Raw genomic sequence first — 20,748 nt, 5'->3', positions numbered from 1 at the left:
TTTCGTTATTTTAGCGTACAAATAAAAAAAAGAGTTGGATCTGCGTTAGCAGACCCGAACTCCATAAGTTTTAAGATTAAGATGCTGGATGTTTCATGAAACGCAATGCGTTAGGGTTAAGAACTTTACCGTCCATATAACCGTCAAGCAATAGCAAGTGTGAACCACGAACAGCTTGAGTTGTATCACCAGTGATATGTTTTAACTCTAAACCTTTTTTAATCATTGTAGCATAACCTTCAGAAAGGTTTCCGAAGAATACTGACTTAGCACCAGCAGCTACGTTAGGCATTGCTTCGTTGATAACGACTGGTTGACCAAATAAACGGTAAACAGGACCGCTTTCAGTAATATCACGTACTAAATGATATCTACCATCAGCATCTGTAAGTTTAGAAATCATGTTGAATGTAGGACGAGATACTGCCCAAATAGCTCCACCAACATATTCAGGATTCATTGAATTGTAAAGGTCAAGCAAGTTGTCAATAGTAATGCTTGAAATTGTAGCAGCAGTTACAGGAGTTGTAACAGATACTGCGTTAAGCAAACCTTCAAATTCGTTGTTAGCTACAACACCAGTTAGAATTTTTTTATCAAGTGCCATACCGATACGGCGAGACATAACATTGACAGCATAATTAACAATGTCGATTCCGCTATCATTTACTAAATGTTGAGAAAGTTCAATACCAGTAGCAACACGTTTTTGCTCAAGACGAACTTTATCAAGTGTGAAATCAGCTGGGCTAAATGTACTCATTTCACCAATGAAAACACCGTCTGCACCAAGGTCTTGTTCACGTAGGATGTCTAAAAATCCGTTAGCAGGTGTGAAGTTTTTAGTGCGAGAAAATAATGGCGCAACTTCAAAAACTTTTTCAACAATATAGTCTGATAAATTTGCTGGTACAGTGAAAGAACCAGCGTTTTGTCCTGGAGTAGTTACATAAGCAGTTAAGGCACGTAGCTCTTCTCCATCTTGCTTACGAATGAATTGCTCAGTAGCACGAATTTCTTGTTCTAGATTTAAGTTTGTCATTTTAATAGAATCTCCTTTAGGGTTTTTTTCGAGCTTTAAAATTTGCTCGTTAATTGTCCGAATTTCTTCGGCAAGAATTTCACCATGTAATTTTTCAGAACCGTTTAAATCACGGTTTTCTAGAGTTGCAATATCCGCCATTTGTTTAGCGTCTTTGAGCAACTTTTGTTTTTCTTGCCTTAATTCTTTAAGGCTCATTGATTCGTAGTTCATTGATTGAACATTCCTTTCTTCAATTTCTGGGATTTCAATATCAACAGGTTTCAAAGACCTGGCTGAAATTGCTCCATCTGAATAAGCTCCTTGACGAACAGCAGAAACTTCAAATAACGCTAAATCTGTGATTGAGCGTTTGTAAGTTCCGTCATTCAATTTCTCCCAGCTGTCTTTCAAAACTTTGAAACCAAAAGACATATCAGGCACTAAACCGTCTTTAATCCATGTGTGATACCTTTTGCCATAATCGGTTTCAGACAATTTAGCATTCATCAGCAAACCATCAGCAGTTTCGGTTAATGTTAAAGAGCCGTTTTGTGTACTTGCTAAAAGTTTTTCTTTGTCATGTTCAGCCAATAGATCAACCACGTTATTGCGTTTGAGCGCTTTTGCAAATGTGTTTGGCATAATTCGTTCAATGAACTTTTTGCCATCACGAGTTGTTAATTGGTGAGACCATTTGCCTGGCTTGTTTACAATTCCACGACAAAAAAGCCCATCGGAAGTGTTTTCCACTCCTGATAGGCTCACATTATAATTGCGATATTCGTTATTCATTTTGGTTTGTTCCTCCATCCATATTTGGCACTTTCATTTCACCAGTTTTAGGATTGTATAAAGCATGAGCAATCGTGAATTTAATGAAATCATCATCATATGGTTTTTTATCCAAAGCTGAACGATATTCATTAAGTGTTATTGCTCCGTCATTTAATTGTTTTGATAAGTTATTAGTGCGTTCACCTTCGGTAGTTCGTAGCAATTCAGCTGTTTCAAATCTAAAGAAATAGCCATCACGTTTTTCTTGCTCAAGCAATAATGATTTATCCAAAGCACATTCAAAAGAATGAATGATAGGCGACAACGTATGCTTCAAAAAATGAAGTTGATTTTGTTCAATCGAGCCATATTTATTAGCAGCAGTAGTAATCATGCTTTCAGGCACACCAAATAATTTACAAATTTCAGTAGCAGTTGATTTGCTAGTTTCCGAAATTTGTAGCTCATTCGGATTGAGCGATAAAGGTTTATAATCTAAACCTTCTTCAAGTATTACAGTTTTAGCACTGTTTTTGGAACCTGTGTATATTGATTGCCATGATTGTCTTAGTCGGTCAATCATTCCTTGAGTTAAACGACCAGTCATTTTTAGAACGCCTGTCGGAACTGCGCTATTGTTATAAAGATTTTTTGTGTATTCAATTTCAGCTAATGCTTGCTCGAACAATGATTGTCCACGAACTAAAACACCATTTGCTTCAAATGGATTAACAGGGTTATTCATCACTCGTAGCAATTGGTCAGGTTTAAAAGTTTTTTTATCCGTTTTGTTTTTAAATCCTTGACCAGTAATTGTTGTTAGATGATAATCAGCGTCCACGTACTTATAGCCATTGTGGAAAACATCAACTTGAACATTTTTCGATGGCAAATGATTTAATTCGGTTAGTTCCTCAACTTCTTCAATCATTCCACCAACACTGACAGGTTCTGATTGTTTGCCAATATTAGCAATCGCCTGTCCATGTAAAATGTAATCTTTGAGCATTAACTTTTTAAAGTCGATAGCGTTCATATGCTCTTGGTTTTCGTGATTCAGTAGATTAACACGTTTGTCGATTACTTTTTCAATCGAGCCATCTTCAGCATTTTCTTTGTATAGAAAAACTGGCATTTGTGCAATTGTATTTGTGATTAGATCCAAACAAGCTGAAGCGGTAGCAATTTTCACTACATTTTCTTCTCTAGCTCCAGATGGAACACCACTGATAAAGCTATTTGATGAAATTTCAACTCCACCAATTGTTACAGTTGAGCTTCGGATTTCTTCAACTTCTTCCGACAATTTAGCAAGTTGATTTCGTAGTTCGATATTTTCTTGCTTTGATTTATTAAATAAAGCCATATATTAACCTCGATTCTTACAAAATAAAAAAAGACCGTCACAAAGTGACAGCCTAAATGGTTGTTTTCATTATTGAACTGAAGTTCTCGACTACTTCAGCTCTAAATGAACACAAATTGAAAAAATTGATTTTAACAAGAGAAAAGCTTGTTAAAGTTTAATGTTGTTGGAAATCAACATTAGGGAAAGCATGATAAACTCATGCTTTTTAAACATTGACTTGCTCATGAACATTTTGACAAGAACTAACCGAAAAGAAATAGGAAGGTATTAATCGCAGTACAGTTTTCACCACACCAGTAGCCACCGCACAACAAGGGGGTTTGATACTTTATGGAATATCAAACTTAAAAACGGTGGCTATTGCTATGGTGAAACGCTAAAATTCGGATTTTACTTTTTTCCAGTTTCGCTTTACATACGACAAATGAACTTCTGACTGACTTTCAGATTTAAGCCAACTATTTAACATATCACGAGTTTGTGATTGGGAAAATCCTGTATCTTGGCAAAACGTGACAAAGTCTTTTTTTGTGCGTTTATAGTATTCTTTCAATCCGATAATATCTATTAATTCAGAATCAGTGAAAGCAATTTCAGTGTTAAATTAAATCACCTCATTTGATTTTATTGGTTCGTTTGCCGAACTACCCTTACTTAATATATGTGCAGTGCTCGGAGCAAAGTAAGGTAATTCTATGAAAGATTTTAAAATAAATTGGTTGGGAACTGGCGAAACCAGATGCCCAATTGACATACTAATATACACTGTTGATACTAAATTAAGGGTGTTTTTAACTTTTTCTGATATTATTTAATTGAATATTAATATTCAAAAAGACGGAGTTGAAATAATATGGAGCCAGTTAAATATATTAAGGACATGCTGAATATAGCTGAGGGAACAGTAGTTGATACAGCAGTGGACGTTGGTTTAGAAGCAATCCCAACTGTTGGACAAGCGTTACAATCGTACAAAATAAAGAAACTTGAAAAACGAATGAATACGCATGAACCACAATTACAGATTATTAAAGAAAAAATTGAACAAAGCGAAAATGAAGTTTTCTACAAGCAAGAAATATTTCCGTTGATTGTAAAAAGTTTAATGGAAGATGATGAAGATTCAAAAGCAAAAGTAATTATTGATGGATTTGAATACATTATTGATAATGATTTATATGAAATTGAACGAATTTATCATTATTACGATGTGCTTTCAGAGCTAAGATACAGCGATATAATGATTTTTGTGAAAATGTACATGCCATATGAAATGAGAAAAGAATCATTAAAAGCATCCATTGTATTATATTCGCCTGAAGATATGAATAAACATGAGCGGAACTTATTTTATGAAAAAGAAGCTATTGGAGTTTATCAGCAAAATAAATTAATTCGATTGGGACTTGTTGAGAGTAAAGTTGCTAATGTTGACGGCGGCGATTTTAATGACAAAGGACAAATGAGCCTAATTGAAGAAAAAAATGTAATTACCGATTTTGGAATTAGATTTTTAAAATTCTTTTCAATCGAGGAACCTGACGAAGCTTAAACAGATATTAATATATAATTGAAAAATTTGTAAGCTCTGTCAGCCACATTTTGTCCAAAAAAGTCCAATAGGTACCTTGCGTGTAAGTTAAGGTACCCTTGTCTTCGACAATCCCTATAATAAATTTCCACTGAACAGTAGGGGAGACTATAAAACAAATTCTCGTTCATCTTCTTGTGGTGCTTTCCAATTAAAATCTAATTCTTTTGTTCCAAGTTGACTGTTACATGTCCGACACAAACAACAAAGGTTGCTTTCATCGAATATCAATTCAGGATAATCACGCCTGTTTTTAATGTGATGAACAGTCATGTTAGCTGTTTCGATGATACCGAACTTAATCAAACATCTTTGACAGTAGCCACCGTCACGGTCAAGTACCCTTAATCGTAACTTCTTCCAGCGACTTGACTTCATAAGCTTATCTGTTTCACCTTCGGTTGCTTTATTCCTTACACGTTTCTTACACTGACAAGTAGCTGTGTAAGGTATTCGCTTACCACAGCCACTGCATATTTTAGTTCTCATGTTATTAATCCTTTCATTTGTGATATATCACGTTAAAGCTTTCATCAGCATTATCAATTTCTTTTTCATTTGTGTTCTTGTTCATGATTCCTATTACAATCAAAAGCACAGGTAGCATTAACAGTATAATCATGCTATCTCACTCGCTTGTTTTAACATCATCTTTATTTCATTGGCTAACTGTTTAGAGATTAGATCATCTTTCTTTATGGTTGCCTTTTGTTGTTCACACAGTTCAACACTGCTTACTTTATTACGTTGTGTCCGTAAACAATCTTTAACATGTAATATTGCTAATGTAATAGCATTCAGTTGCTCAACAGTGTGGTTAAAGTAAGACAACATAGCATAGTTCCGTTTCACATTTATCATCGTTGCTAATAGAGTATGACGTTGATAATTGCTATCGAAAGCTAACTCTTTTAATATTAGATAGAATCCGTTTAGCACTACATCAGATTCCTTACTCATTAATGGTGAATAATTATTCAAAGCGACTAATAATTCTTCCGTGTGGCGAAAATCATCAATAGCGAATAACAAATCTAATACCTTACTCATCATCATTGTGCCACCTCTGCATATTCCCAAATAAACCCTTTGTAAGTTTTAAGATTTTTATTACATGCCATGCTAATACCTTGATAAGTTCCTTCAACTTCTTTAGCAGCGATAACTGTGCCTTCATGTATTTTGATGATTTCACCATTTAATGTTTTTTGTATCACAATTTGTTTTTGAGCACCGTTGTTTATTCTTCTTAATTTATTGGCAACTGCGTGTTGACTATTTTGTTTAGCAGTCGTCCATTCCAAATTATCAGCTCGATTATTCTTTTTGTTGCCATCTAAATGATTAGCCTGATGTTTTTTTGATGGAGATTTGCCATTGAATACTTCACATACGATTCGATTCAACCTAAATATTTTTTGCTTCTTATTTTTACTTAAGCCAATTAATACATAATCAGTCGCGCCTTTTGTCGCTTTCAAAAATTCACCATTTTCATTTTTATGAAACGACAATACATTTCCAAAATTGCTAACCTTATATAATCCCTCATAGCCAGGAATCCATTTATAAATTTCTGTTTCCATTTGTACATTCTCCTTTGTTAATTTGTGTGTCGGTGGGGTCTGCCTGTGGCAGATCCCACCTTGATTAAAATACAAGTTCTTTTTTGTTTCTTGGCGTTGCTCGAATAATATTCTTTGGGTCGTAATAATCTTCAATCGTTGGTTCTTGAATCCATTTATCATCAGAATAATAGCCGTTTTCGATTGCCCAAATGTCCCAAGGTTTGACGTAAATCCTTGAGGCAACACCAGCTTTCTTTTCTGCTTGTTCTTTGAAGTGAATCAATCCAGCTCGTTGCAAAAACTTTTTGCATTGTTTATAGTTACTGCTTTTGATACCAATTTCTTTTAAAGCGTCTTTTTCAGGTAAACAGCAGTAGTATTCTCCGTTGCTATCGACAAAATCTTTTTTACCTTCTGAAGTGTGTTTGAACTTAGACAAACTAATTTTGTCTTCGATGGCTGCGTATAGCATAACCGCCCAGATACCGCCTTCTTTGTCGTCCTTGATTCTATCATCTACCATCATAGTTTTTCGTGGTTGGTAGAATGTGTTGTGATTGACGTTTTCATCGTGTAAATACATTTCATATATCTCCTTCTGGCATATTAATTGGCATGATATTTATTAGCTGAAAATCTCATTTAAATCTGCTTTTAATTGCGCTGTTTCTACAAAGAAGAAAACAGTTAATTTTTCCTTCGTGGCATGAGGTTCACAGTAAATAAAATCATGCCCTCTTCTGATTAGTTCAATAGCGATTTTCTTGCTATGAATTTTTTTGATTATCATATGATTGTCACTCCATTTGATTTGATTTGAATATTAATATTCAATTATTTATCCTTCTAAATCTTTGCGAATCAGTTGTTCAATATAGGCACTAAATGATAGTCCTAATGATTTAGCACGTATTTTTCCTAAATTGAAAATTGCAACTGTGATTAATACAGTGGATTTAACTTTATTCAATTTGCTCACCCTTTCTGTTGTCTTAAAACATATATATATAGGTCAATCAAAAGTAAGGTATTTTTCATTACTTTTTCTGTTTTTTTTACATAACGTTATTATATTGTTCGCTAGCGAATTGTAAGGGTGACATTAAAGGTTAATAGTTTCTTCATATAATAGAAAATAAAAAAACTTCCCACAGGGAAGAAAAACAGCGCAGAAAAACGCTAGTTTTTCGCTGTGTTGTTTTCTTTTATGTTGTTTTAGTTTAATAAGTATAGTTAATAAGTATAGTTAGAAGTCGTCTGGCGACTAACTAGTTAGTTGCTTGACGACTACCTAGTTAGTTGTCTGGCGACTATGCGTAGTTGTCTGGCACCTACCCCAAAAAAGGTAGTTTTTCAGCAACTAACCTATTAAAAAATATTCCAACTTTCTACTAGTCTCGCTCAAAGCCATGTCTTACGATAATGGCAAAGGAGATGTGATTACATATGAACAGATTGATAGTAGCAAACGCTATTGAGGTAATGACTAAACTGTTTTTCGAGGAAGGAAGTAAGAATAACGAACTGGCATTTAAAGCAATGGAAATATTCATTGAGCTGGGTTTGATGAAGGATATTAGATTAGTAGCAGAAGTAATAGAAGCGCAGAAAGCATTTGCATTGCTGGAGAAGATAAAACTTTTTGATGTAATAGCAGCTGGTAAAATTGAGGACTTGTTAAAGGGATATTAAATAAGGGAGGTAATAATATGGCTGTTGACTATACAAGAAATGGAATTCGTATCGCCTTGGAGTTGTGGCTGAGCACGGAAAATGATTTTGTTGTCGAGGAGCTTCTGGATCTATTGATTCACACAGGACTGTTCGACAATACTGACCAAGTCATAAGCATAATCGAAACGGAAGAAGCGCATGTCCTATTGCCATTTATAGTGAAGTTGCTGAGAAGACAATTGAATGAGCTTAAAGATGAAATGGGGAACGATGAAAGCTAATGGGGTTGAAGCTGATTTATAAGTACAGTATGGCTATGGATCTTATCCGTATGGGGAATGATTTGGAATACACAGCTCGGAATCGTGAAAATCCGAAGTATCAAGTGTATTTCTTCACTCACGATGAAAAGCTAAACAGCGATATTGCTCTATTGATGGAACGTTTATATGCTGAAAGAAAACAAAAGGGAACTTTATAAGCTCCCTTTTTTTGTTCAATCCATTCTTTCAAATTTCTCATCGTAGCAGGGTTTGCAAACAATATCATCTTCATGTACAAAGTCGCTTTTATCAGTCCAGCCACATTCCACACAATTTTTGAATAGTTCTTTTAGTTTATATTCTTGTTTACTACCTGGCTTTACATTTGCAAATAATTCATCTGTACTATAGCCCATTAGCTCCCCTCCGTTCTTATACAAATTATACCAGTTTAATAGAGTAACCAGCAATGAGACTTGTTCTAGAACAGGTGTTTTTTTATTTTTATTGATTAATGTTGACCATTGTCAGCTAATTCGATTTAATAGTAATATGGAACTATTTTCTAAAGGAGTGAAATACAATGAGCAGTGATAATGTTTGGACAAGTAAAAGAAAAGAAGCATATGAATTTGCAAAATTACTAACAGTGGTAGATGGCATTAATGAAGTGAAGGTTCATAAATCTGAAGCGTTTGAATTTAATGTTATATTCGGTATTGACGAAAAGGTTCACGAGCACTCGCTTTATATTGAAATGGCTACTCTTTTAAAAGAATATGATTTACAAGGCATTAATACTCATGGTGCAAGATGGGAAAGAGCATTTCAAGAAATTAACAATGAAGATAAATATTAATCATTGTGATTGATATGAATAGTGAGATGATTAAACAATTAAAATTTAAAATGCTATTATTTTTAGGATTAGGTATTGGCGGAATTTTTTTAACTAATTACCTTACTGACTTACAAAAAGAAATAATTATCCTACAAAATGAAGAAATCTTCAGTGAAAAAATAGAGCCAATTGATTATTATGCAAATGAAATAGATGGAAATGTAGATGCTGGTTATATTTATAGCGAAGAAGACCAGCCGATTATAGATAAGCGAGAGCAATTACTCGCAGCTGCGGATAATTCTAAAACCATTGGTATTATTGTCTGTTTTATTTTCATATTTTTATCATTTTATTATTACGATAGGTTTTCAAAAGAAAAAAAGAGTAGTAAGAGTTTATAATAAATACATTGAAATTCCACCAGTTGAAATCAGCTGGCGTTTTTTTATTGTCAAAAAGGAAATTAGCTTTTGAATGTCGAATATTGGAAAGTGGGAGGTGATAATATGGAAAATGCAAAATATAAGCTTTATTATGTTAATGGCGAAACTGAAGTATTAGAAACGGAAGATAAATATATCAATGATGCTAAAACTGGCTTAAATCTTAAGTTGGCACATAAACCAACATGGATTAGGGTTGGCGGTAAACACATTAATTTATCGAACGTTATCAGTATCGAAGTTGTTGGCGAAAATGAAAAGATTACATTGAAACCAATTAAATTAACAGTAACAGAGTAAGCTTTCCTTCGGGAAAGCTTATTTTTTTTATTTTTTCAAATTCGCATTTGCATAGGGTAAATTTTGATTTTAGCTATTACAGCGTACTTCCATATTAAACCCCTATGGAGCGTTAAATGTCACTAGCGACAAATTAATTTGCACATCATCTGAATAGTAGAATTACCATTCATTAAACACGAACATTAACCTGTTAACTTATGTTTATAGTTCGGATTTTGATGAAAAAATTGTAGACAAAGCTCGGTTCGTGGTGCTAGTATAAGAGTACGCCCAGCAGGGTAGTACATTAAACGGAATAATTACAAAATATCCCCAATTACATAATAAAAGCAAAACTATGGGGGAATTGAATTATGATTAATCGAGTTATTTATGGTGGAAAAGTATATTATAAAGTTGCTGATTTAGCAGAACTTTTTGATGTTTCATTATATAAAATGAGGAAAATCGTTAAAGCACAGAACATTGGGGAAAATCTTCAAGGTTTTGGTCGTGCTGTATTTGTTATGGAAGAAAACGTTGCTAAAATCGAAGTTCGCAACGAGGTAAAAATTCTAGAAACTAAATTCACAGTAGATCCAGTGAAAAAAGTAAAAACTGTAAAAACGCCAGTGATTGATGTGAAGAAACCAACTAAAAAGTCGGCAAAGAAAAACGTTGATAATGTTGTGGAACTTCGGGGCAAAAGCAAAAACGAAATTGTAACAATCGCTAATGATATTTTAACGCTACAAAATGAACATACTCAATTGTTAGACAAAGGCAAAAAGTTATCACAAAAAATTGGTTTAGCGGGGAAATTATCGCTGACGAATGACATTGTAGATAAACATTTGGGCTCAGGAGAAGATTTATTTAAAGCTCCTGTTGATAAAATTGAACAAATTCGTTTAATTATTGCGGAGTTAGAAATTGCTGTTACTGAATTGAATGAATCATCTGGAGAAGTAGCAGTTGCATTAAATGTTGATACGCCCAATGATGAACCAGAGCTGTCTTTTTAAGGTTTCCTTACAGCCATTTCTAAATACCTATAATAATAGTATAAATTATAGGAGGTTCGATTATGGTTGCCAAAAGAAACAACCCATTGTACCGTAAATGGCGAAATATCATTTCAAGATGCTACATGCCTTACAACAACAATTTCAAAACTTACGGAGCAAAAGGTGTAACAGTATCTCAACGCTGGTTGGATTTCGATAATTTTGCTTATGATGTTGAGAATCATTTACCTAATGGACATTTGCTTTACGAAAAAGGTTATGATTTAGACAAAGACCTTAAAGGTGGCAACATATATTCCCTTGAGAATTGCACAGTATTATTATCGGAAGAAAATCGGAAAATTGCTCGTGAAAAACAAAAGAAAGCTATATCAGCAAAACGAAATAATGAAGAATTGATATTTGATTCAGTTGCCGAGGCTAGCCGTCAGTTGAATATAAACAGAGGCAGTATACAGCAGTATTTGAAACGGGGAGAAGTACATACTTCTGGGTATTTGTTTCAGTACGTGTGAAGGTGGTAAGCAGTGTTTACCGCCTTTTTTCTGTATTTGGCATTGACAGTTTGCATGGCTGTTTAGTATTATTAGAGAGCGTTATGGTTCGTCTTTTGTACAAATAACACGCAGTGGTATCAAGCAAAACGCCAGTAAACGTTGATATGTCAATGTTTCAATTAGCACATATGCGCTCGTGGTGCAACGGATAGCACGTAAGATTCCGGTTCTTAAAATGGGGGTTCGATTCCCTCCGAGCGCGTCTTCTAAAACCTCCTTTTACTAGGTAAAGGGAGGTTTTTATTATTTACCTGATAATTTCCATACCCGAAAACCCTAACTTCATGTAAAATAGAGCAAGGAGGGGGATAATATGGATTTAAAAGCAGGTTTATGGCAACAACAATCATTGAAATTGGCAATGACGCAGGAATTATCCCAAGCGATAGCTCTTTTACAATATTCAGCACAAGAGCTTTCTTCTTTCTTAGAAAACAGGGCGCTTGAAAATCCCCTAATCCAGGTTGAGAATAACAATATTCAGCCTATTAACCCATTAATAGACCGAAATCGGCGAAAACATACTAAGAATACAGAAAATGAGTGGATTGAACAAATTGCTGCAAAGTCATCCAGCGTTGAAGATCAATTAGTCAGTCAGCTTAATGTTCATAAATACTCTAGTAATCAATTAAAAGTAATCAAATATTTGATTCAAAAACTTGATGTAAACGGATACTTATCTTCCGATCCAATGGAAATCTCCGAACAATTAGGTGTCTCATTAGAGATGGTAGAAGAGAGTGTTATCGTTATCCAAACCTTGGAACCAGCCGGAATTGGAGCACGCGATCTTAAAGAATGCTTATTAATTCAAATCGAACGAGAAAACCTAGAAGATGATTTGGCGATAATCCTCCTTACTCAGTATTTCCACTTGTTTGCGGAAAAGAAATGGAAGCTGATTGCGAAAGAATTGCAAATTCCATTACAGAGGATACAGGAGATATTTGACACTATTCAGCAATTGAATCCACGTCCTGGAGCACTTTTAGAACAGGAAAATGTTTCATACATAATCCCTGATGCCATGGTCGAACGGTTTGGGGATGGTTTTTCCGTACGGTTGTGTGATGATATTATCCCTAAAATAAGCTTTAATGACCATTATTATCAAAAACTTACTACTACCCAGGATTCTCAAGTAAGTCGTTTTTTACAAGAGAAGGTACAGGATTATCAATGGATCATGAAAAGTATTGAGCAGAGGAAGGAAACGTTAACAAGAGTTGTTAGTAAAATTGTGGAAAAACAAACTCAATTTTTAAAAAAAGGTCGGGAATACCTGGTTCCAATGACGATGAAGGAAGTTGCAAGTGAACTTGATATTCATGAATCAACCGTTAGCCGGGCTGTGAAAGAGAAATATGTGCAGACACCAATCGGAACTTTCTCATTGAAATCCTTCTTTACCAGCACCATTCAAACGGTATCAAATGAAAACACTTCCTCGAGTCAAGTGAAAAATGCGATTGCAGCACTGATTGAATCTGAAAATAAACAACGACCGTTTTCAGATCAAGAAATAGTGGAAATGCTAAAGATAAACCAAGGGATTGTGGTTTCGAGAAGAACCGTTGCAAAGTATCGAGATCAGTTGGGTATTCCCTCCTCATCAAAAAGAAAAAGGTTTGATTGAAAGGAAAGTAACAATGCCGCAAACACTAATTACTTTATATACTAGAAAACGTTGCTCCCTTTGTGATAAAGCAAAGAACATGATAGAAGAACTTAAGGAAGAATGGAGTTTTACATTAGAAGAAATTGATATTGATAACAGTGATGAGTTAACAGAACTATATGGAATTATGATTCCTGTTGTTCAGATTGATGGGGAAGAAGTGGCTTTTGGAATTATTAACAAAATAGACATAAGTAAACGATTACAAGAAAAATCGGAAAACTTTTAAGTTGAAATAGGTTTTCACTCCTGTTAGAATATTAATTGTTAGCAGGGGTGATTTTTTTTCGATGAAGTGGGACATAATTTGTCTAGGGTGGACATTTTATGACCAGTCACATATAATAAAGGAGCAAGGTGTTATGCAATCACTCATCGATATTCAAAAAAGATTATTACCTGATCTCCTTCAAGTGCTACATAAACGGTATTCTATCCTGAGGCATATTGGTTTTATGCAGCCTGTAGGAAGAAGGAGTCTTGCTACCAACCTTGGATATACGGAAAGGGTTCTACGCAGTGAAGTTGATTTCCTTAAGGATCAAAATCTTATTTCCATTAACAATATTGGAATGAGTTTGACTTCTGAAGGAATAAATTTGCTAGAAGACTTAGAAGGCCTAATCCGCGAATTAATCGGTATTGACGTTATGGAGTTGGAGTTGAAACACCGTTTTAAAATTCAAAAGGTTGTGATTGTACCTGGAAACAGTGATGAATCCCAAATGGTCAAGGATGACTTAGGTAAGGCTTGTGCAATTTGCATGAATAAGTATCTGACTGGGAAAAATATTATCGCTGTAACTGGCGGCTCAACCATGGCAGCTGTTGCAAATGTACTTACGCCTGAACTTGGCAAAAAGGAATTGTTGTTTGTCCCTGCTCGCGGTGGAATTGGTGAGGATGTTCAAAACCAGGCAAATACGATTAGCTCGATTATGTCGAAAAATACGGGGTCGAAGCACCGTGTATTCTATGTACCTGATCAGGTCAGTAACCAAATTTATGAATCCCTTATTAAAGAACCAGAAATTCATGAAGTTTTAAACTTGATAAAATCTGCAAGCATGGTACTTCATGGCATTGGGGACGCTATTACAATGGCTGAACGTAGGAAGTCTAAACCCGAGATTATGCAGAAGCTAGAAGCGAATTTGGCAGTGGGGGAAGCTTTCGGCTATTATTTTAATGAAAAAGGTGAAATTGTCCACAAGGTTTTAACAATTGGACTTCAACTAGAAGACCTCGCACAGATTCCAAATGTGATTGCTGTAGCGGGTGGCGCATCAAAGGCGAAAGCAATAAGGGCTTATATGAAACAAGCACCTACTTCGACTATATTAATCACCGATGAGGGTGCAGCAAGAAAGTTATTAAAAGGTTAATCCCTTTTTAAAATAAAAAACCTTTTTTCAATACAAGGAGGAAATTACAATGACAGTAAAAGTTGGTATTAATGGATTTGGTCGTATCGGCCGTAACGTTCTTCGTGCGGCACTAAACAATTCTAATGTTGAGATTGTTGCAATTAACGACTTAACGGATGCAAATATGCTTGCGCATCTTTTAAAATACGATACAGTTCATGGAACTCTTCAGGCAGATGTAAAAGTTGACGGAGAATACTTGATCGTGGGCGGCAAAAAGGTAAAGGTTCTTGCTGAACGCGATCCTGCACAACTTGGCTGGGGCGAGCTTGGTGTTGAAGTAGTGGTTGAATCAACAGGCCGTTTCACAAAGCGTGAAGACGCTGCGAAACACCTTGAAGCTGGTGCTAAAAAAGTAATCATTTCTGCTCCAGCAGATAATGAAGATATTACTATCGTAATGGGTGTTAACGAAGATAAATACGATGCAGCAAACCACCATGTATTATCTAACGCATCTTGTACAACAAACTGTCTAGCTCCTTTTGCAAAGGTATTGAACGATAACTTCGGAATCAAGCGTGGAATGATGACAACTGTACACTCTTATACTAATGACCAACAAATCCTTGATTTACCACACAAGGACTACCGTCGTGCGCGTGCAGCAGCTGAAAACATGATCCCGACTTCAACCGGTGCGGCTAAAGCTGTTTCTCTTGTTCTTCCTGAACTTAAAGGGAAATTAAATGGTATGGCAATGCGAGTTCCAACTCCAAACGTTTCTATTGTTGACTTAGTTGCAGAATTAGATAAGAACGTAACGGCTGAAGAAATAAACGCAGCATTCAGAGCAGCAGCAGAAGGTCCATTAAAAGGAATTTTAGCATACAGTGAACTTCCATTAGTATCTAGCGATTACAACGGAAGCTCTGCTTCTTCTACAATTGACGCATTATCAACAATGGTTCTTGAAGGCAATATGGTAAAAGTATTATCTTGGTACGATAACGAAGTTGGTTACTCTAGCCGTGTTGTTGACCTAATTGGCTATATTGGACAAAAAGGACTTTAATCCTAATATTTTTTATCATTTGACTAAGATTGGTAATCCTATTATCAAAGGTCTATAATGATTAATGGTATTCAAAGGGGAGCGGGGAACATTCCCCCTCCTTTTTTTATGTCAATTTACTAGCTTTTTATTAAATAGGAGGCTTCTCGCATGAACAAGAAGACATTAAAAGACGTAAATGTAAAAGGAAAACGCGTTTTCTGCCGAGTTGATTTTAACGTTCCTATGCAGGATGGGAAAATCACGGATGAAACAAGAATTCGTGCTGCATTACCTACCATTCAATATTTAATCGATCAAGGTGCTAAAGTAATCTTAGCGAGCCATTTCGGACGTCCGAAGGGTAAAGTAGTGGAGGAAATGCGCTTAACTCCAGTTGGTGTAAGACTTTCTGAACTTCTTGGCAAAAACGTGCAAAAAGCAGATGAAGCGTATGGTGATTCTGTTAAATCTTTAATTGAAGCTATGAATGAAGGCGATGTTCTTCTTCTTGAAAATGTTCGTTTTTACCCAGGTGAAGAAAAGAATGATCCTGAACTCGCGAAATCTTTTGCAGAACTTGCTGATGTCTATGTAAACGATGCATTTGGTGCAGCACACCGAGCACATGCTTCCACCGAAGGTATTGCACACCATCTTCCTGCTGTATCCGGTCTTTTAATGGAAAAAGAACTTGATGTACTAGGAAAAGCCTTATCCAATCCTGAGCGTCCGTTTACCGCGATTATTGGCGGAGCGAAAGTTAGGGATAAAATTGGTGTAATTGAAAATCTATTAGAGAACGTTGATAACTTAATTATTGGCGGCGGACTAGCGTATACATTCGTAAAAGCAAACGGTCATGAAATTGGAAAATCACTTCTTGAAGAAGACAAGATTGATTTAGCCAAAACGTTCATGGAAAAAGCAAAAGAAAAAGGTGTCAATTTCTATATGCCGGTTGACGCTATCGTCGCAGATGATTTTTCAGCAGATGCAAATATCAAGGAAGTGGCTATTAATGAAATTCCAGCAGATTGGGAAGCACTTGATATTGGACCAAAAACTGCTGAAATTTATCGTGACGTGATTCAAAAATCAAAATTAGTGATTTGGAATGGACCAATGGGTGTATTCGAAATTGATAAGTTTGCTGGTGGAACAAAGGCGGTTGCTGAAGCACTTGCAGAAGCAGAAGGTACATATTCAGTAATTGGCGGCGGAGACTCTGCAGCAGCAGTAGAGAAATTTAATTTAGCAGAAAAAATGAGTCATATTTCAACAGGCGGCGGCGCTTCACTTGAATTTATGGAAGGTAAGGAACTTCCAGGCGTTGTAGCTTTAAATGATAAATAATATAACTTAAATAATATTAGAAATGTCTAGCTTCAGGCGCCATCGGCTCGAGGTCATAAGCCAATCCGTCAAGAAGGTTAAAAAGCAACCTTCATGCCGGCTCGTCTTACGCTTGTCGCCGATAAGCGCGCGCCTTACGCTTTTCGATGAAAGGAAGTGCCAGCATGCGTAAACCGATTATTGCGGGTAACTGGAAAATGAATAAAACTCTTGCAGAAGCAAAAAGCTTTACGGAAGAAGTAAAAGGGCTTGTTCCAGATTCTCAAAAAATTGATTCTATTATTTGCGCACCTGCTTTATTTTTACAAAATCTTGTAGAAATTACTGACGGCAGCGATGTGAAAATTGGTGCACAAAATATGCATTTCGAGGAGAGCGGCGCTTTTACAGGAGAAATCAGTCCTAAACCACTTTCTGAAATTGGTGTTCGATATGTCATTATTGGCCATTCTGAACGCAGAGAAATGTTCAACGAAACAGATGAATCTGTTAATTTAAAGACACTTGCAGCTTTTAAATACAACTTAACACCAATTGTTTGTTGTGGTGAAACACTAGAGCAGCGTGAAAATGGCGAGACTATGGATTTTGTTGGTACACAGATTCAAAAAGCTTTAGCTGGCTTAAGTGATGATCAAGTGAAACAAACAGTTATTGCCTACGAACCTATTTGGGCAATTGGAACTGGAAAATCTTCTACCTCACAGGATGCAAATGATGTTTGTGCTCATATTCGTCAGGTCATCGCTCAGCAATTCAGTGAAGATGTTGCCAATGCTGTTAGAATTCAATACGGCGGCAGTGTGAAACCTGAGAACATTAAAGAGTATATGGCTCAGCCAGATATCGATGGCGCTCTTGTAGGCGGGGCAAGCCTTGATGCTCGCTCATTCTTGCAGCTATTGGAGGCAGGAAGCTATGAGTAAGTCCCCCGTTGCCCTCATCATTCTAGATGGATTTGGATGCAGGGATGAACACAAAGGGAATGCTGTCTATCATGCAAAAAAGCCGAATTTCGATCGTTATTGGAATCAATTTCCGCACTCACATTTAACAGCTTCAGGTGAGGCAGTTGGGCTTCCTGAGGGACAAATGGGTAACTCAGAAGTCGGTCATTTGAATATCGGTGCCGGTCGGATTGTATACCAAAGCTTAACGCGTGTGAATATCGCCATTCGTGAAGGTGAATTTGTAAAAAATGAAACCATTTGCAGTGCGATGGATCATGTGAAGAAAAATGGTACAAACCTGCATTTATTCGGTTTATTATCGGATGGCGGCGTACACAGCCACATTAACCATATGTTTGCTCTTTTAAAAATGGCGAAAGAGGAAGGCGTTGAGAATGTTTACATTCATGGCTTCCTTGATGGACGTGATGTTGGTCAGAAAACAGCGGCAACATATATTCAGCAGACTCTGGATAAAATGAATGAGTATGGCGTGGGTGAATTTGCAACCATTTCTGGACGCTATTATTCAATGGACCGGGACAAGCGCTGGGAGCGTGTTGAAAAGTCTTACTGTTCAATGGTTTATGGTGATGGTCCTACCTACACGAATCCATTAGATGTAGTAGAGGATTCATACCAACATGGAATTTATGATGAATTCGTCATTCCATCAGTGATTACAAAAGAAGATGGTAAGCCGGTTGCTACAATCCAGGACAATGATGCAGTCATTTTCTATAATTTCCGTCCAGACCGAGCGATCCAAATTTCTAACGTATTTACAAATGAAGATTTCCGTCCTTTTGATCGTGGTGAAAAACATCCGAAAGATTTATTCTTTGTGTGTTTGACTCATTTCAGTGAATCTGTAAACGGATATGTTGCGTTTAAACCGTCTAACTTGGACAACACTTTAGGTGAGGTATTAGCGCAGAATGGATTGAAGCAATTAAGAATTGCCGAAACAGAAAAATATCCTCATGTAACGTTTTTTATGAGCGGCGGTCGTGAAGACAAGTTTCCTGGAGAAGAGCGGATTTTAATAAATTCTCCTAAGGTGGCAACCTATGACCTGCAGCCTGAAATGAGCGCCTATGAAGTTACGGATGCACTACTAAAGGAAATTCAGAACGATAAATTTGATGCCATTCTCCTAAACTTTGCGAATCCTGATATGGTTGGACATTCAGGAATGCTTGAACCAACTGTTAAGGCGATCGAAACAGTTGATGAATGTTTAGGTAAAATCGTGGATTTAATTCTCGAAAAAGGTGGAACAGCTATTATTACTGCTGACCATGGTAATGCAGATGAAGTCATTACGCCAGAAGGCAATCCAATGACTGCCCATACCACTAATCCAGTTCCAGTCATTATCACGAAGAATGATGTGGAATTGCGAGAAGGTGGAATACTAGGTGATTTAGCTCCAACGATGTTAAAATTAATTGGTGTACAACAGCCAGAGGAAATGACAGGAAAATCATTAATTAAATAATTTTTAAATTAAAAGGAGAGAAATTAAATGCCATTTATTGTAGATGTATATGCTCGTGAAGTATTAGATTCCCGCGGTAACCCAACAGTTGAGGTTGAAGTTTTTACAGAATCAGGCGCTTTTGGCCGTGCATTAGTACCAAGTGGAGCTTCTACTGGTGAATATGAAGCAGTAGAACTTCGCGATGGTGATAAAGAGCGATACCTTGGTAAAGGTGTATTAAAAGCAGTAGATAACGTAAACGAGATTATTGCTCCACACCTTGTTGGCGAAGAATTTAGTGTATTAGATCAAGTTTCTATCGACCACGCTTTAATCGAGCTTGATGGAACTGAAAATAAAGGTAAATTAGGTGCAAATGCAATTCTAGGTGTATCTATGGCCGTAGCTCATGCTGCTGCAAACTACTTAGATGTTCCTTTATATCAATACCTTGGCGGTTTCAACGCAAAGCAGCTTCCTGTTCCAATGATGAACATTGTAAACGGCGGAGAGCATGCTGATAACAACGTTGATATTCAAGAGTTCATGGTTATGCCTGTAGGAGCTCCTAACTTCAGAGAAGCACTTCGTATGGGTACAGAAATTTTCCACAGCTTAAAATCAGTTCTTAAGGAAAAAGGACTTAACACAGCTGTTGGGGATGAAGGTGGATTTGCTCCAAACCTAGGATCTAACGAAGAAGCTCTTCAAACGATTGTTCAAGCAATCGAAAAAGCTGGCTACAAGCCTGGCGAAGAAGTATTCTTAGCAATGGACGCTGCGTCTTCAGAGTTTTATAACAAAGAAGATGGAAAATACCATCTTGCAGGTGAAGGCGTTGTTAAAACATCCGCTGAAATGGTTGATTGGTATGAAGAGCTTTCTAACAAATATCCAATTATCTCTATTGAAGATGGTTTAGACGAAAATGATTGGGAAGGTCACAAGCTTCTAACTGAACGTATTGGAAACAAAGTTCAATTAGTTGGTGACGACTTATTTGTTACAAATACCAAGAAGCTTTCTGAAGGAATCACGAATGGTATCGGTAACTCCATCCTAATTAAGGTAAACCAAATTGGTACATTGACTGAAACATTTGATGCGATTGAAATGGCTAAGCGTGCTGGCTATACTGCAGTTATCTCACACCGTTCTGGTGAAACAGAAGATAATACTATCGCTGACATCGCTGTTGCAACAAATGCGGGTCAAATCAAAACTGGTGCGCCTTCACGTACTGACCGTGTTGCAAAATACAACCAATTGCTTCGCATTGAAGACCAATTAGGTGAAACAGCACAATACAACGGATTAAAATCTTTCTATAACCTAAGAAAATAATCAACTAAGCTAAGGCACTCATTGACGAATGAGTGCCTTTCTTGATCTGGAGTGACAGTGATATGATCTTAAAAGAGTTTTCGGTCAATGAAGGGA

The 20,748-nt window shown here is 36.4% G+C and carries 26 protein-coding genes and 1 tRNA gene; 18 read left to right on the top strand and 9 right to left on the bottom strand.

Features of this window, described 5'->3' with window-relative positions; translation table 11 throughout:
- Positions 1-76 precede the first annotated feature (76 nt).
- On the bottom strand, positions 77-1,816 hold the full coding sequence (locus TR08_RS10620; protein ID WP_238579116.1) for a phage major capsid protein: 1,740 nt from the start codon (positions 1,814-1,816) through the stop codon (positions 77-79).
- The gene (locus TR08_RS10615; protein WP_081954436.1) at positions 1,809-3,164 is read right to left on the bottom strand and encodes a phage portal protein; all 1,356 of its coding nucleotides are present in this window, start codon (positions 3,162-3,164) and stop codon (positions 1,809-1,811) included. The genes TR08_RS10620 and TR08_RS10615 overlap by 8 nt, the downstream gene beginning before the upstream one ends.
- A gap of 856 nt (positions 3,165-4,020) precedes the next feature.
- On the opposite strand from TR08_RS10615, the gene TR08_RS10610 reads away from it, so the two are divergent.
- Positions 4,021-4,719: a hypothetical protein gene (locus tag TR08_RS10610; RefSeq protein ID WP_045518111.1), complete on the top strand. Its 699-nt coding sequence runs from the start codon at positions 4,021-4,023 to the stop codon at positions 4,717-4,719.
- Between the two features lie 147 nt (positions 4,720-4,866).
- Here the strand turns inward: TR08_RS10610 and TR08_RS10605 are convergent, their stop codons facing one another.
- From TR08_RS10605 to TR08_RS33570, 6 genes are all read right to left on the bottom strand, one after another.
- Positions 4,867-5,247, bottom strand: a complete 381-nt coding sequence (locus TR08_RS10605; RefSeq protein WP_052427414.1) for an HNH endonuclease — start codon at positions 5,245-5,247, stop codon at positions 4,867-4,869.
- 129 nt (positions 5,248-5,376) lie between these two features.
- Entirely contained in the window at positions 5,377-5,811 is a 435-nt protein-coding gene (locus tag TR08_RS10600; RefSeq protein WP_045518110.1) for a hypothetical protein, read from the bottom strand.
- Positions 5,811-6,344: an NUMOD4 motif-containing HNH endonuclease gene (locus tag TR08_RS30245; protein ID WP_052427413.1), complete on the bottom strand. Its 534-nt coding sequence runs from the start codon at positions 6,342-6,344 to the stop codon at positions 5,811-5,813. The genes TR08_RS10600 and TR08_RS30245 overlap by 1 nt, the downstream gene beginning before the upstream one ends.
- A 64-nt stretch (positions 6,345-6,408) precedes the next feature.
- Positions 6,409-6,909, bottom strand: a complete 501-nt coding sequence (locus TR08_RS10590; protein WP_045518109.1) for a hypothetical protein — start codon at positions 6,907-6,909, stop codon at positions 6,409-6,411.
- Positions 6,910-6,951: 42 nt separating this feature from the next.
- Complete coding sequence (locus tag TR08_RS32475; protein WP_193747713.1) at positions 6,952-7,116, bottom strand: hypothetical protein; 165 nt, start codon at positions 7,114-7,116, stop codon at positions 6,952-6,954.
- Positions 7,117-7,164: 48 nt separating this feature from the next.
- Positions 7,165-7,296 (bottom strand): hypothetical protein, encoded by a 132-nt coding sequence (locus TR08_RS33570; RefSeq protein ID WP_274521003.1) that lies wholly within the window; start codon positions 7,294-7,296, stop codon positions 7,165-7,167.
- Positions 7,297-7,772: 476 nt separating this feature from the next.
- Here TR08_RS33570 and TR08_RS10585 point away from each other — a divergent pair, with 476 nt between their 5' ends.
- Genes TR08_RS10585 through TR08_RS10575 form a run of 3 tightly spaced genes read left to right on the top strand, consistent with a single transcriptional unit; the run spans position 7,773 to position 8,481 of the window.
- Complete coding sequence (locus TR08_RS10585) at positions 7,773-8,018, top strand: hypothetical protein (RefSeq protein ID WP_045518108.1); 246 nt, start codon at positions 7,773-7,775, stop codon at positions 8,016-8,018.
- Positions 8,019-8,035: 17 nt separating this feature from the next.
- A complete protein-coding gene (locus tag TR08_RS10580; protein WP_045518107.1) occupies positions 8,036-8,281 on the top strand; it encodes a hypothetical protein in 246 nt (81 codons plus the stop codon).
- Entirely contained in the window at positions 8,281-8,481 is a 201-nt protein-coding gene (locus TR08_RS10575) for a hypothetical protein (RefSeq protein ID WP_045518106.1), read from the top strand. Before TR08_RS10580 ends, TR08_RS10575 begins: the two co-directional genes overlap by 1 nt.
- A 15-nt stretch (positions 8,482-8,496) precedes the next feature.
- Here TR08_RS10575 and TR08_RS10570 read toward each other — a convergent pair whose 3' ends face one another.
- On the bottom strand, positions 8,497-8,679 hold the full coding sequence (locus TR08_RS10570) for a hypothetical protein (RefSeq protein ID WP_045518105.1): 183 nt from the start codon (positions 8,677-8,679) through the stop codon (positions 8,497-8,499).
- 167 nt (positions 8,680-8,846) lie between these two features.
- Between TR08_RS10570 and TR08_RS10565 the strand changes: the two genes are divergently transcribed.
- The 14 genes from TR08_RS10565 to eno all read left to right on the top strand — a co-directional run bounded on the left by TR08_RS10565 (position 8,847) and on the right by eno (position 20,652).
- The gene (locus tag TR08_RS10565) at positions 8,847-9,122 is read left to right on the top strand and encodes a hypothetical protein (protein ID WP_045518104.1); all 276 of its coding nucleotides are present in this window, start codon (positions 8,847-8,849) and stop codon (positions 9,120-9,122) included.
- 26 nt (positions 9,123-9,148) lie between these two features.
- Complete coding sequence (locus tag TR08_RS10560) at positions 9,149-9,508, top strand: hypothetical protein (protein WP_152597388.1); 360 nt, start codon at positions 9,149-9,151, stop codon at positions 9,506-9,508.
- Between the two features lie 105 nt (positions 9,509-9,613).
- Positions 9,614-9,850, top strand: coding sequence for a hypothetical protein (locus tag TR08_RS10555; protein WP_045518101.1), 237 nt, complete (start codon positions 9,614-9,616; stop codon positions 9,848-9,850).
- Between the two features lie 356 nt (positions 9,851-10,206).
- The gene (locus tag TR08_RS10550) at positions 10,207-10,857 is read left to right on the top strand and encodes a hypothetical protein (RefSeq protein WP_045518099.1); all 651 of its coding nucleotides are present in this window, start codon (positions 10,207-10,209) and stop codon (positions 10,855-10,857) included.
- Between the two features lie 62 nt (positions 10,858-10,919).
- Positions 10,920-11,375, top strand: coding sequence for a hypothetical protein (locus TR08_RS10545; protein ID WP_045518097.1), 456 nt, complete (start codon positions 10,920-10,922; stop codon positions 11,373-11,375).
- A gap of 172 nt (positions 11,376-11,547) precedes the next feature.
- A tRNA-Arg gene (locus TR08_RS10540) sits at positions 11,548-11,619 on the top strand.
- A 111-nt stretch (positions 11,620-11,730) separates the two neighbouring features.
- Positions 11,731-13,056, top strand: coding sequence for an RNA polymerase factor sigma-54 (gene rpoN, locus TR08_RS10535; protein ID WP_045518095.1), 1,326 nt, complete (start codon positions 11,731-11,733; stop codon positions 13,054-13,056).
- A gap of 13 nt (positions 13,057-13,069) precedes the next feature.
- Complete coding sequence (locus TR08_RS10530; RefSeq protein ID WP_045518093.1) at positions 13,070-13,327, top strand: glutaredoxin family protein; 258 nt, start codon at positions 13,070-13,072, stop codon at positions 13,325-13,327.
- A gap of 133 nt (positions 13,328-13,460) precedes the next feature.
- Positions 13,461-14,483: a sugar-binding transcriptional regulator gene (locus TR08_RS10525; RefSeq protein WP_045518091.1), complete on the top strand. Its 1,023-nt coding sequence runs from the start codon at positions 13,461-13,463 to the stop codon at positions 14,481-14,483.
- A 49-nt stretch (positions 14,484-14,532) separates the two neighbouring features.
- Positions 14,533-15,540: a type I glyceraldehyde-3-phosphate dehydrogenase gene (gene gap, locus TR08_RS10520; protein ID WP_045518089.1), complete on the top strand. Its 1,008-nt coding sequence runs from the start codon at positions 14,533-14,535 to the stop codon at positions 15,538-15,540.
- Positions 15,541-15,690: 150 nt separating this feature from the next.
- Complete coding sequence (locus TR08_RS10515) at positions 15,691-16,875, top strand: phosphoglycerate kinase (protein ID WP_045518087.1); 1,185 nt, start codon at positions 15,691-15,693, stop codon at positions 16,873-16,875.
- Between the two features lie 164 nt (positions 16,876-17,039).
- Positions 17,040-17,801: a triose-phosphate isomerase gene (tpiA, locus tag TR08_RS10510; protein ID WP_045518085.1), complete on the top strand. Its 762-nt coding sequence runs from the start codon at positions 17,040-17,042 to the stop codon at positions 17,799-17,801.
- Positions 17,794-19,326: a 2,3-bisphosphoglycerate-independent phosphoglycerate mutase gene (gpmI, locus tag TR08_RS10505; protein ID WP_045518083.1), complete on the top strand. Its 1,533-nt coding sequence runs from the start codon at positions 17,794-17,796 to the stop codon at positions 19,324-19,326. The genes tpiA and gpmI overlap by 8 nt, the downstream gene beginning before the upstream one ends.
- A 27-nt stretch (positions 19,327-19,353) precedes the next feature.
- On the top strand, positions 19,354-20,652 hold the full coding sequence (gene eno, locus TR08_RS10500; RefSeq protein WP_045518081.1) for a phosphopyruvate hydratase: 1,299 nt from the start codon (positions 19,354-19,356) through the stop codon (positions 20,650-20,652).
- Positions 20,653-20,748 lie beyond the last annotated feature (96 nt).

It is taken from the genome of Neobacillus niacini, from assembly GCF_000759675.1.
Classification (GTDB): Bacteria; Bacillota; Bacilli; order Bacillales; family Cytobacillaceae; genus Neobacillus; species Neobacillus niacini_A.
This window is presented reverse-complemented; position numbering and strand designations above follow the sequence as displayed.